Consider the following 15,017-nt stretch of genomic DNA (forward strand, 5'->3'; position numbering starts at 1 on the left):
CACGCGTGCTATTTACGGTTTTTTAATGAATTGTTTGATTTCATCTAACGACTCATCTTGTTGCTCTTTTGGTGTCAATGGACTACTATTATCTCCCTTTTGTGTTCCGTACATACCAAAGTTCGCATGATTTCCTTGCTTGATTTCATGGAAGATCGCATCTTTTCGAACGTCCTGTTTACTTTTTTCGATATCAGCGACTGGTAAGACACCATCTCGCCCACCATAAATCGTCAAGGAAGGCGCATCAATCGAATCAATCGGGTAGGACGCAAGGAAAATGATTCCTTTGATTTTTGGATTCTGTTCGACGATCGTTGAAGCCGCACTGCCGCCGAGTGAATGTCCCATTAGATACCACCGTTTGACTTGAGGATAATCCTCGATGATATCGAGTCCTTCGTTTGCATCGAGCAAGGCAATCCGAAACGGTAGCTTCGGTATGATGACAAAATATCCGTCTTTCGCTAGTTGATTGCCATAATAACTGTAGGCAGCAGCATCGACTTTTGCCCCTTGATAAAAGATGAATCCGACGTCACTCGTCTCTTTTCCAAACGTCACTTCGCTTGGTGTTTCCGTCTCCACGTAAGACGTTGCTTGCTGCGAAGCATCATAATCGAACTGTGCCCAAATCATGAAAGCAAAAATGAGTAGCGCAAGTACTGCAACAATCGTTCCAAGGATTCGTTTACTCCATTTCTTCATGTCATTCCCTCCCTATAGCGTTATACCCATTATTATGTGATCAATCACATATGAAAACAAATGATAGAATTTTCAGTCATTGTAAGCATCCCTATCTCTTTTTCATGAATTGGTTTAAGATAAAATCAATATTGTTTTTTCGAAAGGAGATTCACGTTTTGCCGCGTACCCTTGTGTCTACGATCCAATGGTTTTTATTTATCATCTGTACCAACATTGCCCCGCCCCTCGCCATCGCAGCATCGTTTGAACTCTCGGGTGCCGAGACGCTTTCCTTTTTATCTCGTTGTCTATTCGTATTTGCCATCTTAAGTCTATTTCAAGTCCTGCTCGGACATCGCCTTCCGATCATGGAAGGTCCTGCCGGAATTTGGTGGGGGGTGTTCGCTCTCTATTCATCAATCGGCGTCACGCTGTATGGTAGTTATTCGAACACGTTACAGTCGCTCGGTTTCCTACTTCTACTTAGCGGAATCATCTGTATCGTCTTAACGGTAACAGGTGTTTTACGGCGCTTAGTTCCGCTCTTCACTCCCCAAGTCATTGGTGTTTATATGTTATTGCTGTCGGCACAGCTTTCGGGATCTGTCATGAAAGGATTGCTCAATATCGAGGATGGACGAATTCAAGTATTACCTGCCGTCATCTCGATTCTGACCGTCTTGATCTCGCTTTATCTAGAAAGAAGTGATCGTTTACGCCAATACGCTTTATTGATTACCTTACTTGTTGGGTGGAGTATGTTCGCGCTGATCGGTCGTGCTGAGATGCCAAGCTTCGATGGTCCACTGTTCACTTTACCGAGTCTGTTACCGTTCGGCGGTATTCATGTCGACTGGAGTCTGTTGCCGACTGCCCTCATCATCTCGTTACTCTTGATGACGAACGTTTTAGCAAACATTAAAGTCATCGAACGGATCATCAGTGCAAAACGCGGAGAAACCGTCAAAGGACAAGTCGGGACGGCTGGTATCACGGCTGGTATCGGGCAACTATTCGCTGGGCTATTCGGAACGGTTGGTCCTGTTGCGATTTCCGGTACAGCCGGATTCATCGCCTCAACCGATAATACGGACCGCAAAGCTTTCGTCTATGCGAATATCACGTGTCTTTTCCTCAGTATCGTGACACCGTTCGTCGGATTGATTGCTAAGATTCCCGTCGCGGTCGGTTATGCGATGGTCGCTCCAATCGTTGCCGGTATGGCGATCATCGGTGTCACGGAAGCAGCCCGTGACTTGAATCGTCAAACGGCGATGATCACGGTCGGTCTTCCAGTTCTCGTCGGAATTGGTGCGCTGTTACTACCGAAAGGTGCAACGGCAGATTTACCACCACTCGTAACGACCCTGATGTCGAACGGACTCGTTCTCGGAACACTCGTCGCCTTGCTCGCAGAAGGCTTACGACATGTTCGTACGAACGATTAATAAAAAGACGCTTTCTCGGCTGAGAAAGCGTCTTTTTTCATGCATCAGCGAATGCCGCGCATGTATTTCTGTAGTTTTGGTGCGAAAGCAAACAACAGTAATCCGAAGATGACGGCTACGATACCTGTAATACCGAAGTAAAGAACTTCCGTATCATTCGTATAGTATTTAACGATTTGTGCGTTGACCGCTTGACCTGTTGCGTTCGTCAAGAACCATAGACTCATCGTTTGCGCTGAGAAAGCTGCTGGTGCTAGTTTCGTTGTCGCTGATAATCCCACTGGTGACAAGAAGAGCTCACCAATGACGACGAGGAAGAAGCTCAGTGCAAGCCAGAGTGGACTAACTGTCGTCTCAACACCAAACAGGATACCTGGTAGTGTCATGACAATGAACGAAAGACCTGCAAACAGAAGACCAAACGAGAACTTTTGCATCGTCGTTGGTTGACGATCACCTAGTTTGACCCAGAAGCTTGCAAACACCGGTGCCAACACGATGATGAAGAGTGGATTCAACGATTGGAAGAATGCCGGTTGAATCTCAAATCCTAAGAACGAAAGATTCGTCCGTTCACTCGCAAAGATCGAGAGGACGTATGATCCTTGTTCTTGAATCGCCCAGAAGATCGCTGCTGCGATGAATAGTGGAATATAGGCAATCAATCGTGAACGTTCGTCATCCGTAATTTTCGGACTACGGAGCATGACTGTGAAATACGCAATTGGAATCAGAATCCCGAGAATCGTAACCATCAAAGTAAAGCGAGAAATCGTCAACAATCCTGTCATCGATGCAATAACACCGAGTACAGCAATGACGACGACAACGATTGATGCAATCGTGATGAATCGTTTTTTCTCGTCCCCTTTTAATGGGTTCAAGACATACGTACCCGCTTGACCGAGGTTTTTCTTCTTCGTCAGAACGAAAACAACGAGTCCAGCAAACATTCCGATGGCAGCAAGTGCGAAACCTGCATGGTATCCACCACGGTCAGCCACTTCACCAACGACGAGTGGTGAGAGGAATGCTCCGGCGTTGATCCCCATATAGAAAATACTAAATCCAGCATCACGACGGTTATCCGTCTTGCTGTACAGATCACCGACGATATTCGATACGTTCGGTTTCAAGAACCCCGTACCGATGACGATGAGACCCATCGAGATGAAGAGAGCCGTAATACCTGCTGGTAAAGCAAGGACGATATGTCCAAGCATGATTAAGATACCACCATAGAAGACGGTCCGTGACGTACCGAGTAAGCGGTCAGCCACCCAGCCACCAATGATGCCTGACATGTAGACGAGTGAACCATAGACGGCCATGATCGACGCAGCTGTCGTCTTGTCGATACCTAAACCACCGTTAGCAACCGAGTCATACATATAGAAGATGAGAATGGCACGCATGCCATAGTAGGAGAAACGCTCCCAAAACTCGGTGAAGAAGAGGGTGAATAACCCTTTCGGATTCCCAAAGAATCCTTTTTGCGGAACGGTCTTATAGACCTGATCGCGATCAAACTCTGCCATATGATCGGCTCCTTTCATCTACCCTGAATAAGTGCATAATCCATCATCTTTTCCCGCTTTCCCCAAACGGTAAGCGTGACGAAACAGATAGGATACAAATACACTGTTTTGCCTGAATTGTCTCACTACTTTTTTTATATATGAGACAGCACTTTACCATTCAACCGCAAATCATTTGATGAGTCAAATATTATTTACGTTACAAAAATAACAAAAAGAGCAGTCGACGAGTCGGCTGCTCAAGATTGCATCTGTTTCGATTCAATAATCGTAATCCCTGGTGGTGCATGTAACGTTTCGCGGATCATCGCAGTAGCGACTTGACCGGCTTCAATCGGTGCAATCGCGCTCCGCTTCAACAAGGGGCGTAAGACTGTCGAAATTTTCGCAGCCGCCTGTTCACCGAAACGAAACTCATCACGATCTCCTAACAAGAGAGAAGGTCTGAAAATCAATAACGCATCATATCCAAGTACACGCAATCCGTTTTCCGTGTCCCCTTTTACTCGGTTATAAAAGGTTTTGGCATTCGGATGGGCACCGAGTGCCGAAATCAAAGCAAATCGTGTCGCCCCGAGATCTAGCAATTCACGACCGAGTTCGACTGGATACGTATAGTCAACAAGACGAAATGCCTCTTGCGATCCTGCTTGTTTGATCGTCGTACCCAGTGCACAATAGACATGGTCAACGACAGGTAATTCAATTTCTGTCACGCGATCAAAATCAATCACCCATTCTTCCAGTTTTGGATGAAAACGACGCATCGGGCGGCGAACGAGAACATGAACCTCGCTATACGCATCTTCTGCCAACAAACGATCCACGAGTTCTTGTCCGACTAGACCGGATGCTCCTAAAATTGCTGCTCTCATACGGTTCTCCCTCCTTTTACTGTCGACCGATTGGTACGAAATAAGAACGGTTTCCAGTAATCCGCTCACCGGCACGTACACCGATCGCACTTGGTCTTCCTCCTAAAATAAAAACACCGTACATATACGCGACTTCTCCTTCTTCCTGAAGCGGATACGTCGGTAATTCTTGATATGCTTGATAGACAGCCGGCTGATCACGAAACGTATGTTGTTCGTTTTTCAGCATGATATCTCCGTATCCATCATGGACGGTGACAGTGTCCCCTTCACGTCCGAAGATCGGTTTTTTAACGAATGGTTGCCGGCTTGCGATGAACGCATCGGCAGATAAGTACGTCGGTAAAAAATAACGAGCAATCATCGTGTGGTCCGTTTCACTCAAGTACGGATGATTGGTTTCGTGTAGCATCCAGACCAATGCAAGGACCGACTTAGCTTGCATTAAAAAGGCGGAAGGCGGATTGATGATTTCGAGTCGCCCCGTCTCGACGAGTTGTAATAATAAGCGTCCTAAATTTCGCCCGTCTTCATCCCGATCAAGTAACGCCATCTCGATCGGAAAGGTTTGACGATACAAAATATCGATTCTTCTACCTGCCTCATCGTATAAGCCTTCTTCCGGGCGAATCTCTAGTGCATCAAGCGGACAGTAGGTCGCTTCATTCCAAAACGACTGCAAATATTCAGCTGTTAACCGGTCCTCGATATGGTCACCATGTGAGGTAAAAACGACATGTGGATTCTGTTTCGTCCGGTACGTCGCAGCTTCAATCGCTCGATGGACGGCTGCCTTCAACCATTTGTTTTCCCCATCGTTTACGCTTTTAAAACCTTGCTTCTTCGCTACAGTATCATTGACTTCAAATACTTCTTTGATGAAGGTCGGCGTATCTGCATTCCACTCCATCAGTGAAATGCGATCATCTGTCGCAATAAAATCAAATCGTCCGATGACGGTCAACGGTCGCATCGTCTCAAGTCTTAAAAAAGCAAGACTTTCGGATGGGAAGCCAAGCTCGAGCAGTGCCTCATCATCCATCGATCGAAGAATCGGAAGCACTTTTTCGAATATCTGGTAAACTTCTTGTGCTGCAATATGCAATTGATCAATGCGTTCGTCCGAGATGGGCATGATCTCCGTCACAGCGTACGGTTCCCCGTCTAGCACATCCCAAAAACGATCAATGTCTCCATAAAACGTTTCTCGCTTGTTCATCCGCCGAAAAAGCCGGAAGACGAGCCTGTTCCGAATCCTTTTGTCTTCGTGTTATAACTCTTCACTTCTTTTGATTTTGGCGTATATCCTTTTGTTCGCATCGCACTATGCATCAAGGCACGGGATGCGAAATAACTACCACCCCAGTAAAAGTATCCTGCATGCGTCGACGAGCTATCATCACAGTACCAAACGCCTTCGTCATTATCATACTCATAGTCATCGCAATCTGGATCGTCTGGTCGTTCTGCTCGTGCATCATCCGATCCGCAACCACTCAATGTCGTTCCAATCAACAGTGTTGCAGCTAATGTCGCTTGTTTCATCCAATTCACCGTCTCAGTCCCCTTTCCATTTACTCTCGTTATGGATAGTATACGCTTTTTTAGAGAGAAAAGTTTCTTTGTTCTGCCGGAACTTTTTTTCCTCAAACGTGGTAATAGTATCTATAGAACAAAAAGGAGGATTTACGTATGTCACTTGCCTATTATGTTGAAGAAAATGGTGAATTTCATCCGATTTATCAATATGATCGCTATGCAATCGAGCCGGAAGAAATCATCGCCCATCAACTTTGCGAATTTCATATCATCGAAGGACATCAATACGAGCTCCGTTCCAATGAGATGACAGGCGAATACGATCAATTGATCGTCGATCATATCAAAGCATCGCCACGCGCGACGGAAGAACGTATTTATCCACCTCATCAAATTCATATTGAATTCAGGCAGTATCTATCAGACAGTGCCCAGCCACTCTTAAAAACATCTACAGTTCCGAACCACGTCCAAGCAATGCGTTTTTTGATAAAGGACAAGATTGAAGTCGAAGGACATGGCGTTTTCGAACGAGATAGCTGTGAAATCGATATCGATCGGAATTGTTACGTTGTCTATCTAGCAGATACACTTTAAGAAGTAAAATCAAGTCTCTTCATTTCCAAGAGACGTTTTTTTTGGCATACTAGAAGGTAAGAACGAATCAATCGAGGTGAACGAACATGAGTGAACAACCAAAAAAACTATCATTGCAAGAGGCAATGGTCGAACGCTTGAAAGCAAAAAAACAAGCGCAAACGAAACGTCCGACTGGCTTACAAGGGACACAAACGAAACAACTGACAAGCCAACAGACGAAAAAAGCAAACAACCAGAAAAAACGGACAGGCGTCTAAATCACAGGAATTCATGAAATAAGGAGTAATTATGAGTATTTTAACGGTATCTAACTTAAGTCACGGATTCGGTGACCGCGCCATTTTCGAAAATGTCTCCTTCCGCCTGTTAAAAGGCGAGCACATCGGGCTCGTCGGTGCAAACGGTGAGGGAAAATCGACGTTCATGAACATCATTACGTCGCAACTTGAACCGGATGATGGAAAAGTAGAATGGGCGAAACATGTACGTGTTGGTTATTTGGATCAGCATGCTGTCCTTGAAAAAGGATTAACGATTCGGGATGCCCTTAAAGGTGCATTCCAGTACATGTTCGACATCGAACAGGAAATCAATGATCTATACGGTAAAATGGGCGAAGTCGAGCCAGAAGAACTCGAAAAGATGCTCGAAGAAGTCGGTGTCTTACAAGACATTTTGACGAACAATGACTTCTATACGATTGATGCAAAAGTCGAAGAAATCGCACGTGGTCTTGGTCTGGATGAAATCGGGCTCGACCGAGATGTACAAGAACTTAGTGGTGGACAGCGGACGAAAATCTTGCTCGCAAAACTACTTCTCGAAAAACCAGACATTCTCTTACTCGATGAGCCGACCAACTATCTCGATGTCCAGCATATCGAATGGTTAAAACGCTACTTGAATGAATATGAGAATGCGTTCATCTTGATCTCGCACGATATTCCATTCCTCAATAGCGTCATCAACTTGATTTATCATATGGAAAATCAAGAATTGAATCGTTATGTCGGCGATTACGACAACTTCGTCACGATCCATGAAGCGAAGAAAAAACAACTCGAGTCTGCTTTCAAGCGTCAACAGCAGGAAATCTCTGAGTTGAAGGACTTCGTTGCCCGGAACAAGGCACGTGTTTCGACACGGAACATGGCGATGTCACGTCAGAAGAAACTCGATAAGATGGATGTCATCGAACTCGCGCAAGAACGTCCAAAACCAGAGTTCCACTTCCTCCAAGCACGGACACCAAGTAAATTGATGTTCGAAGCAAAAGGTCTCGTCATCGGATACGATGAGCCACTTTCGCGTCCTCTTGATTTGACAATCGAACGTGGACAGAAGATTGCCTTGCACGGTGCGAACGGAATCGGGAAATCGACGTTGCTGAAAAGTTTGCTCGGTGAAATCCCTGCTGTTTCAGGTGTTGTTGAGCGAGGAGAAAACCTGCATATCGGGTACTTCGAACAAGAAGTCAAAGAGAAGAACTCGAATACGTGTATCGAAGAAATCTGGAATACGTTCCCGTCTCTGACACAACAACAAGTACGCGCTATGCTCGCGAAGTGTGGTCTGATGACAAAACACATCGAATCGAAAATCGAAGTGCTCAGTGGTGGGGAAAAAGCGAAAGTCCGTCTTTGTAAATTGATGAATACGGAATCGAACATTCTCGTACTCGATGAGCCGACGAACCACTTGGACGTCGAAGCCAAAGAAGAGTTAAAACGTGCGTTACAAGAGTACAAAGGAACAGTCCTATTGATCTCACACGAACCAGAATTCTATGAAGCTGTTGCGACAGACTTATGGAACTGTGAATCGTGGACGACAAAAGTATTCTAAGCGACACTTTACAAAAGATGGGATGCCCAGAAGGGTATCCCATCTTTTTAGTTCATACACTTAATCATTGCATGATTGTTCATCTTCACGCACACTAGGACTTAGAAAATGGTTATGAAGGAGCGTGTTTTTTTGGAAACAATCACGAAAAAAGCAACACTGTCCTATCTACATGTTCCAAGTGGCGGTTCGGAACAGTTGATTGCCCGCCTTTATTCACCGGAACATACAGAGGATGCACCGCTGGTTGTCCTCTTCCACGGATTTCCCGGGAAACAGTTGAACATGGACTGGGCAGTACAACTGCAAAGCATGGGCTATCATGTGCTCGTCACGTCGTATCGTGGAACGATCGGTAGTCCTGGAACATTCCGATTCCAGCATGTTTTGGAAGACGCGACGGCGACATTACGTTACGTCTGCTCCGAGTCCTTTACCGTCGAACACCGAATCAAGGCAGATCAGATTACCGTTGTCGGTCATAGCATGGGTGGTTTCGCCGGTCTGCATGCCTTTGCTGAGACGCCGGAAGCTGCACATTATGTCGGAATTTCTCCGTTTAATTTCGGTCTCGTCGGTCAACTCGTCCTCGAACATCCGGAATACGACGCTGCACTTCACGGAGTCCTCGAGCGAGGGGCTGCTTTCCTAAATGGTGCTGATGCTGACGCGTTACTCGACGAGTTAAAGCAACATCATGCGACATGGAACTTACTGATGCTAAAAGAACGTCTAGCCGATCGCTCGCTGTTACTCATGACGTCAGAGCGGGACGAAACCTCAATCAAAGCGCTCCATCATGATTTATTGCTATCCGACAGCCCGTTTGAGGAAGCGATCGTCGACAGTGATCACAATTACATCGAGAACCGAGACGCTGCCTTTAACGAGTGGACAGCCTGGCTCGCACGACAATGAAAGGAGGGCTCAGCGTACGGCTGAGCCCTCCTTTGCTGAAGTCCGAGTCCGTGGAACGGGACGGATTCGCATTCGGTATAGGACGAGCGTGAACATCGTCAATGTCGAGGCGGCATACCAAATCGTTGTAAACAGTGTGCCGGTATCCGTACCGACGAATAGACCATGTGCCGTCATCAATAGCCAAGCAGGTAAGACGAGCCAGTGTGTCAATTTCCAAAGTGTCTTACCTAACGTCTCTTTCAAAAAATCCGAAGTCACGAGAACGAACCCAAATAAATAGAGACTGATTGTTCCTAGCGCATTCCAAAGCGGCTCATAAGAAGCTTGCCCCGGAATCAAGACTTCAAAGATCGTCAGTGGTGCGTATGAATCCACAATGATGAGGGTCCCATGGAGGACGATTGCCAGTAATCCTGCCCAGCCACTATATAAGTGCACGTGATGTAATCGGGCTTTTTGTTTTTTGAGTGCCGGGTATGAACCGAGCAACCCAGCCAGAACAGAAATCGTCATGAAGAAGTGTCCACTTAATCCACTCAACCGAATCATCGTCCAGGTCGAAAATAACCATTTCATCCAGTCCATATCTCACTCGCTCCTTTCTGTTCACTTCGCCATTCCCCGGCAGTATCCAAAATCAATAATCGTCCTTTTGGAAACCAACGAAACAGCTTTTCTTGACGTTCTGTTTCTGTCATCTGAAAGGCAAGCTTCGTCATGACTTCCGCTTCATAAAGTTGCGGGGCAGATGCCGTTACTTGAAGAATCGGGCTTACTGTCGGGCGCCCTGTTCGCCCATCTAACAAATGATGATGGGTTTGATCCCTCGTCTTCCACGATCGATAGACACGGTTTGATGTCGCGACAGCACCTTGTCGTAATTGCATGTCTGCGACGCGTTGTTCCGTCTCTGGGTGCGTGATCATGATATTCCATGGTTCACCATCAGACCAGACAATAACGTCACCTCCCGCTTCAATCAATCCGCGGTTCCAGTTTTTTCGCAATCGTTGCGCCGCAATCATCGCAGCCGCGCCTTTTCCGATTCCACCTAAATCGATAAAACCGCCCCCGACTCTCGTTACGTCACATCCTTCAATAATGAAAGGAGCAATTTCTGGTGGATCGACTTCTTCATACGCGACGGCTTGTGTAAAAGGAAATGATTGACGATAGCCATTGGCTTGTTGTTGCGCTAATAGGAATGGTGAAAAATAACGTTCCGTTTGTTCGAAGTATCGTGTGGCACGTGCTAACAAACGTGCTAACGGTAAGGACACCGATAACGTGTCTCCGATTCGCAAGCGATTCAAGCGACTGACCTCACTTTGATCATCAAAACGTGACCACTGTCGATCCACATAACTGAAAAAACGGACGAGTTCCTCCCACTCTGTTTCATCAATTGGCTGATCCGTCACGAATCGTACCTGGTTATGCATCGCATACAATTGTCGCTCCATCTTCCTCCTCCTTACCTCGAATGGCTGGACTGACCGTCACTCGATCCACCGGGTTGACTGAAGCCAGACGATTCATCTCCTTGCCATTGATCATCGTCATCTTCGTAGTATCCATCATCTTCTCCGTACTCGCTTTCATCATCACTATATTGATCTCCTTGAGATGGTAACGTCGTATCGTCTGAATACGTGTCCCCTGTCGAAACAGGTGTCGTCGAGGAATCATTCGAGCTGACACTTAATTGACCAATCGCCAGTCCAATGAAGACGGAACTGCTGAGCCCGACGAGCCATTTCGCAAATGGTTTTGGTTTCATCTGTTTCCTCTCCCTTCTTGTTATGTTTACTGTATCGAAAAAAACTGACAACTAACTGACGGCAACTATGGGATAATGAGAAAAAAAGAGGAGAGATGTTCATGCGGGTTTTGGTGGCAGAAGATGATCAGCGTCTTGCGAAGATGTTACGACTCCATTTGGAGCGGGCAGGATATCAGGTCGATGTTGCGCAGGATGGAGCCGAGGCACTCCTTCAATGTCAGACGTATCGCTATGACTTACTCGTTCTCGATTGGATGATGCCTCGCAAGAGCGGAGTCGAAGTCGCCGCTACCTTACGTCAAGAACAGTTTGAAGGCGGCATCTTGATGCTGACTGCTCGCGATACGGAAATCGATCTCGTCCATGGTCTCGATAGTGGCGCCGATGACTATCTCGTCAAACCGTTTCAATCAAATGAACTTTTGGCACGACTGCGCGCGCTCAGTCGTCGTCAGCAAAAAGCGTTTGTTTCGACGGTCACTTTTCACGGGCTGGTTCTCGACATGTCCTCACAAACGATCTCTTACGAGCGACAGCCAATCGATTTAACACGACGTGAATTCGAATTCCTTTCTTTGCTCTTAAGACGCCCTGAACAGGTGATGAGTCGTGAATTAATCATCGAGGTCGTATGGGGGATTGGTGCTGATATTACCGATAACGCCCTTGATGCGCTTGTTCGACTCGTTCGAAAAAAAATAGATGCTGTCGGAGCACCGAATCTGATTCGGACAGTTCGCGGGTTCGGTTATCGTTTAGGTGATCCGCATGCTTGAATCGATTCGAAAACGACTGACGTTACTATTCAGTGGTTCATTTTTTCTTGTATTGGTCCTCATCCTAGTCGGTGTGTATGTCACGAACGCTCAATTGCTGAATCGAATGGAATTGAATCAATTAAAGGGAGTGTCAGATCGAGATATCTTTGAACGGATCGAGCACGGAGAAGATCAATTCATCCGAAATCCGATTTACTTTCAGTTACTCGATGATTCAGGAAATGAACGCTATGCAAGTCTGCCGCCAGACGTCGAGACGAAAACACTGCGCCGTTTTTTAAGGTCGGATGATACGACGAAACAAGTGGAGTGGGATGATCGACACTTCTTAGTGTATCAACGGAGTACCGAAGAAGGACGACTACTGCTGATGAAGGACATCTCTCCGACCGAAGATACCTTACAGCGATTGATCGCTGTTCTTGCGGGGATTGCGGTTCTTGCAACAATCATTCTGACATTAATCGGATACGTCCTTGCTGGTCGAGCCGTGGTTCCGGTGCAACAGGCATTCGATCGACAACGTCGTTTTACGTCCGATGCTTCACACGAACTACGAACACCACTGACGATCGTTTATAGCGGGATTGAATTACTGGAAGCAGAACCACTTTCGAGTGAAGGACGCACGATTCTAGAAGATATCAAAGCGGAGACGGCAGGCATGCAGTATCTAGTATCTGATCTATTATTGCTCGCTCGAGAAGGACAATCTTCACCGAAACAGGAAGTTGATCTCAGTTCGCTCGTCCAGAAGACCGTTGAACGTTTTCAGCACGCCTACTCGGATCGCGTCATTCATACTTCGATTATGCCAAACTTACGCATGACAGGTGATGCTCATCAACTGAATCGCTTATTGACGGTCTTTCTTGAAAATGCACTCGTATACAGCGATGATGCCATCGATGTATCGCTTGAAGAGACAGCGACAGAGCGTCAATTAACGATCCATGATCGTGGAATCGGAATCGATTCCGACCAACAAACCAAAATATTCGAGCGTTTTTACCGAGGTGACCATTCACGTCACGGAACGGGGACTGGCCTCGGCTTATCGATTGCCGAGTCCATCGTCGAGCAACATGGCGGTACGATTTCCATTGATTCGACGCTCGGTGAAGGTACACGCTTCATCATTCATTTCCCAACTCTTTAAACCTATGTCAGTTAGCTGTCAGATAAGCAGGGTACAGTGAAATTATCCTTTATCATACTTATCTAAGGAGGTCTTTGATATGTTGGGGAACGTACCGCTTCATCCACTTCTTGTCCATGCACCGATCGCACTTTTATTATTCGCAACGTTATTGTTACTCGTCAGTCTGAAATGGACGCAATTCAAATTGTTCGCCCTCTTTACGCTAGTCGTTGGTCTGATTTCTGGAGTTGCTGCCTATTTGTCTGGAGACGGAGCAGAAGAGTATGCGGAAGCGAACTTAAGCAGTGTCACCCATGCCGCCATTGAAAATCATGAGCACTTCGCGTTATTCAGCCTTGTTGCTTTTGGCATCTCGCTGTTATTCCTTTTATTTGGTTACCGCTCGAATAAAAAAATGTTTCTGTTACTCAGTTTCATCGTTGCAATCGTCGGGAGCGCGCTGCTCGCTTACACTGGGCATCTTGGTGGTCAGATGGTGTATGCAAAATAAAACAAGAGCCATTCTATTCCTCTGCTTATCAGAGAAATAGAATGGCTCTTTTATCTTGCGCTTCTATTTATTTGCGATGTGCACGTCCCGGGCGACGGTTGTTCGAACGACGTGTGTTTCCACGTCCTTCCGTCACTTTTCGAGTTCCTTTACTTTGATCGTGCTGTGCGCGAATCGCTTCTTCAGACAATTCGACGACGATCGGTGTGACCGAGATGTTCAATTCCCGCTCCATATCACGGAACGTCCGACCATCTTTTGGTGTCACGATCGAAACCGCAATCCCGTCGTTCCCAGCACGTCCTGTCCGACCAATCCGGTGAACGTAGCTTTCCGCATCATCTGGTAAATCGTAGTTAAAGACGTGTGTCACGCCTGTCACATCAAGTCCACGAGAGGCGACATCTGTTGCGATCAAGAATTGCGTTTTTCCTTGATAGAACTTCGCCATCGCTTTTTCACGTTTCCCTTGCGTCAGTCCACCATGCAATTCATCCGTCGGATACCCTTGCATTTGCATCTCTTCGTTCAATTTACTGACGCGACGTTGCGTACGGCAGAAAATGATAGCTGCGTATGGACGCATCTCGTCGAGCATCGTCCGCAGTGTCGCCTGTTTGCGGCGATCCGTCGTCTCGACGACAAATTGTTCGATTGCTTCAACAGTGATGCTTTCCGCTTCCACCTGTACTTCGACTGGATTACGTAAATACGTTTTCGCGAGTTCTTCTACTTTAGGTGGCATCGTTGCGGATAACATGACGAATTGGCGATCGACTGGCGCTGCCTCGATGATGTCTTCGATTTCTGGTAAGAAACCGATTTGCAGCATTTGATCCGCCTCATCCAAGACGAGTGTCCGTAATTCACTTAAGTCTAATGTGCCACGACCAACGTGATCGAGAATCCGCCCTGGTGTCCCAATGATGATTTGCGGCATCCGACCGAGACGCTGAATTTGCTTAAAGACGTCTTGTCCACCATATACAGCAAGCGCACGATACTGCTCTGTATTCCGAATCAGTTTATGTGTCTCATCGGCAATTTGACGCGCAAGTTCACGTGTCGGTGCGACGATCAATGCTTGAACCGTTTGTGATTCGACATCAATTTGCTCAAGGATTGGTAAGAGAAACGCTAACGTCTTCCCTGTTCCCGTTTGCGCCTGTCCAATCAAATCGCGTCCTTCAAGTAACGATGGAATCGCCTGTTCTTGAATCGGTGTCGGCTCCTTGATGCCTTGTTTTTGTAATTTTTTTATCCACAGGTCGCTGATGTTTAATGTTTCAAATGTTGACATGATATATCCTCCTAAAAATTATCCACAGAAAAAAGCTGTGGATAACC

The 15,017-nt window shown here is 46.4% G+C and carries 17 protein-coding genes; 8 read left to right on the top strand and 9 right to left on the bottom strand.

The annotated features are described in order from the left end of the window. Positions 1–12: 12 nt before the first annotated feature. Complete coding sequence (locus K6T22_RS15835) at positions 13–708, bottom strand: alpha/beta hydrolase (protein ID WP_238238199.1); 696 nt, start codon at positions 706–708, stop codon at positions 13–15. Positions 709–866: 158 nt separating this feature from the next. Between K6T22_RS15835 and K6T22_RS15840 the strand changes: the two genes are divergently transcribed. Next, entirely contained in the window at positions 867–2,138 is a 1,272-nt protein-coding gene (locus K6T22_RS15840; protein ID WP_238238201.1) for a purine/pyrimidine permease, read from the top strand. Positions 2,139–2,182: 44 nt separating this feature from the next. On the opposite strand, the gene K6T22_RS15845 is transcribed toward K6T22_RS15840, so the two are convergent. From K6T22_RS15845 to K6T22_RS15860, 4 genes are all read right to left on the bottom strand, one after another. Beyond that, positions 2,183–3,676 carry a peptide MFS transporter gene (locus K6T22_RS15845; protein WP_238238203.1) on the bottom strand — a complete coding sequence of 498 codons (1,494 nt, stop codon included), beginning with the start codon at positions 3,674–3,676 and terminating at the stop codon, positions 2,183–2,185. 239 nt (positions 3,677–3,915) lie between these two features. After that, positions 3,916–4,551, bottom strand: a complete 636-nt coding sequence (locus K6T22_RS15850; RefSeq protein WP_238238204.1) for a Rossmann-fold NAD(P)-binding domain-containing protein — start codon at positions 4,549–4,551, stop codon at positions 3,916–3,918. A gap of 16 nt (positions 4,552–4,567) precedes the next feature. Beyond that, complete coding sequence (locus K6T22_RS15855) at positions 4,568–5,770, bottom strand: glutathionylspermidine synthase family protein (RefSeq protein WP_238238206.1); 1,203 nt, start codon at positions 5,768–5,770, stop codon at positions 4,568–4,570. Continuing rightward, positions 5,767–6,096 carry a hypothetical protein gene (locus K6T22_RS15860; protein ID WP_238240139.1) on the bottom strand — a complete coding sequence of 110 codons (330 nt, stop codon included), beginning with the start codon at positions 6,094–6,096 and terminating at the stop codon, positions 5,767–5,769. The genes K6T22_RS15855 and K6T22_RS15860 overlap by 4 nt, the downstream gene beginning before the upstream one ends. 147 nt (positions 6,097–6,243) lie before the next feature. On the opposite strand from K6T22_RS15860, the gene K6T22_RS15865 reads away from it, so the two are divergent. From K6T22_RS15865 to K6T22_RS15880, 4 genes are all read left to right on the top strand, one after another. Continuing rightward, positions 6,244–6,687 carry a hypothetical protein gene (locus K6T22_RS15865; protein ID WP_238238208.1) on the top strand — a complete coding sequence of 148 codons (444 nt, stop codon included), beginning with the start codon at positions 6,244–6,246 and terminating at the stop codon, positions 6,685–6,687. Positions 6,688–6,773: 86 nt separating this feature from the next. Beyond that, entirely contained in the window at positions 6,774–6,947 is a 174-nt protein-coding gene (locus tag K6T22_RS15870; RefSeq protein WP_197499335.1) for a hypothetical protein, read from the top strand. Positions 6,948–6,978: 31 nt separating this feature from the next. Further along, a complete protein-coding gene (locus K6T22_RS15875; RefSeq protein ID WP_029342933.1) occupies positions 6,979–8,535 on the top strand; it encodes an ABC-F family ATP-binding cassette domain-containing protein in 1,557 nt (518 codons plus the stop codon). A 132-nt stretch (positions 8,536–8,667) separates the two neighbouring features. Further along, the gene (locus tag K6T22_RS15880; protein WP_238238210.1) at positions 8,668–9,453 is read left to right on the top strand and encodes an alpha/beta hydrolase family protein; all 786 of its coding nucleotides are present in this window, start codon (positions 8,668–8,670) and stop codon (positions 9,451–9,453) included. Positions 9,454–9,462: 9 nt separating this feature from the next. Here the strand turns inward: K6T22_RS15880 and K6T22_RS15885 are convergent, their stop codons facing one another. Genes K6T22_RS15885 through K6T22_RS15895 form a run of 3 tightly spaced genes read right to left on the bottom strand, consistent with a single transcriptional unit; the run spans position 9,463 to position 11,236 of the window. Next, entirely contained in the window at positions 9,463–10,041 is a 579-nt protein-coding gene (locus K6T22_RS15885; RefSeq protein ID WP_238238211.1) for a ferric reductase-like transmembrane domain-containing protein, read from the bottom strand. Next, positions 10,029–10,919 carry an FAD:protein FMN transferase gene (locus tag K6T22_RS15890; RefSeq protein WP_238238213.1) on the bottom strand — a complete coding sequence of 297 codons (891 nt, stop codon included), beginning with the start codon at positions 10,917–10,919 and terminating at the stop codon, positions 10,029–10,031. The genes K6T22_RS15885 and K6T22_RS15890 overlap by 13 nt, the downstream gene beginning before the upstream one ends. Positions 10,920–10,930: 11 nt before the next feature. Then, positions 10,931–11,236, bottom strand: coding sequence for a hypothetical protein (locus K6T22_RS15895; protein ID WP_238238215.1), 306 nt, complete (start codon positions 11,234–11,236; stop codon positions 10,931–10,933). Between the two features lie 101 nt (positions 11,237–11,337). On the opposite strand from K6T22_RS15895, the gene K6T22_RS15900 reads away from it, so the two are divergent. The 3 genes from K6T22_RS15900 (at position 11,338) to K6T22_RS15910 (ending at position 13,670) form a co-directional block, all read left to right on the top strand. Continuing rightward, the gene (locus K6T22_RS15900) at positions 11,338–12,015 is read left to right on the top strand and encodes a response regulator transcription factor (RefSeq protein ID WP_238238217.1); all 678 of its coding nucleotides are present in this window, start codon (positions 11,338–11,340) and stop codon (positions 12,013–12,015) included. Further along, positions 12,008–13,177 carry a sensor histidine kinase gene (locus K6T22_RS15905; RefSeq protein WP_238238218.1) on the top strand — a complete coding sequence of 390 codons (1,170 nt, stop codon included), beginning with the start codon at positions 12,008–12,010 and terminating at the stop codon, positions 13,175–13,177. The genes K6T22_RS15900 and K6T22_RS15905 overlap by 8 nt, the downstream gene beginning before the upstream one ends. Positions 13,178–13,256: 79 nt before the next feature. Further along, positions 13,257–13,670 (top strand): DUF2231 domain-containing protein, encoded by a 414-nt coding sequence (locus tag K6T22_RS15910; protein ID WP_238238220.1) that lies wholly within the window; start codon positions 13,257–13,259, stop codon positions 13,668–13,670. A 67-nt stretch (positions 13,671–13,737) separates the two neighbouring features. On the opposite strand, the gene K6T22_RS15915 is transcribed toward K6T22_RS15910, so the two are convergent. Continuing rightward, the gene (locus tag K6T22_RS15915) at positions 13,738–14,970 is read right to left on the bottom strand and encodes a DEAD/DEAH box helicase (protein ID WP_238238222.1); all 1,233 of its coding nucleotides are present in this window, start codon (positions 14,968–14,970) and stop codon (positions 13,738–13,740) included. Between the last annotated feature and the right edge of the window lie 47 nt (positions 14,971–15,017).

The sequence above is a fragment of the Exiguobacterium acetylicum genome (assembly GCF_022170825.1).
In the GTDB taxonomy this organism is placed as follows: domain Bacteria; phylum Bacillota; class Bacilli; order Exiguobacteriales; family Exiguobacteriaceae; genus Exiguobacterium_A; species Exiguobacterium_A acetylicum_B.

Excerpts from the sequence above, each read along its gene's own strand:
- K6T22_RS15905 (WP_238238218.1), top strand. The coding sequence starts at position 12,008 with ATGCTTGAATCGATTCGAAAACGACTGACGTTACTATTCAGTGGTTCA.
- K6T22_RS15860 (WP_238240139.1), bottom strand. The coding sequence starts at position 6,096 with ATGAAACAAGCGACATTAGCTGCAACACTGTTGATTGGAACGACATTG.
- K6T22_RS15895 (WP_238238215.1), bottom strand. The coding sequence starts at position 11,236 with ATGAAACCAAAACCATTTGCGAAATGGCTCGTCGGGCTCAGCAGTTCC.
- K6T22_RS15870 (WP_197499335.1), top strand. The coding sequence starts at position 6,774 with ATGAGTGAACAACCAAAAAAACTATCATTGCAAGAGGCAATGGTCGAA.
- K6T22_RS15845 (WP_238238203.1), bottom strand. The coding sequence starts at position 3,676 with ATGGCAGAGTTTGATCGCGATCAGGTCTATAAGACCGTTCCGCAAAAA.
- K6T22_RS15850 (WP_238238204.1), bottom strand. The coding sequence starts at position 4,551 with ATGAGAGCAGCAATTTTAGGAGCATCCGGTCTAGTCGGACAAGAACTC.
- K6T22_RS15915 (WP_238238222.1), bottom strand. The coding sequence starts at position 14,970 with ATGTCAACATTTGAAACATTAAACATCAGCGACCTGTGGATAAAAAAA.
- K6T22_RS15910 (WP_238238220.1), top strand. The coding sequence starts at position 13,257 with ATGTTGGGGAACGTACCGCTTCATCCACTTCTTGTCCATGCACCGATC.
- K6T22_RS15885 (WP_238238211.1), bottom strand. The coding sequence starts at position 10,041 with ATGGACTGGATGAAATGGTTATTTTCGACCTGGACGATGATTCGGTTG.
- K6T22_RS15900 (WP_238238217.1), top strand. The coding sequence starts at position 11,338 with ATGCGGGTTTTGGTGGCAGAAGATGATCAGCGTCTTGCGAAGATGTTA.
- K6T22_RS15875 (WP_029342933.1), top strand. The coding sequence starts at position 6,979 with ATGAGTATTTTAACGGTATCTAACTTAAGTCACGGATTCGGTGACCGC.
- K6T22_RS15855 (WP_238238206.1), bottom strand. The coding sequence starts at position 5,770 with ATGAACAAGCGAGAAACGTTTTATGGAGACATTGATCGTTTTTGGGAT.
- K6T22_RS15890 (WP_238238213.1), bottom strand. The coding sequence starts at position 10,919 with ATGGAGCGACAATTGTATGCGATGCATAACCAGGTACGATTCGTGACG.
- K6T22_RS15835 (WP_238238199.1), bottom strand. The coding sequence starts at position 708 with ATGAAGAAATGGAGTAAACGAATCCTTGGAACGATTGTTGCAGTACTT.
- K6T22_RS15865 (WP_238238208.1), top strand. The coding sequence starts at position 6,244 with ATGTCACTTGCCTATTATGTTGAAGAAAATGGTGAATTTCATCCGATT.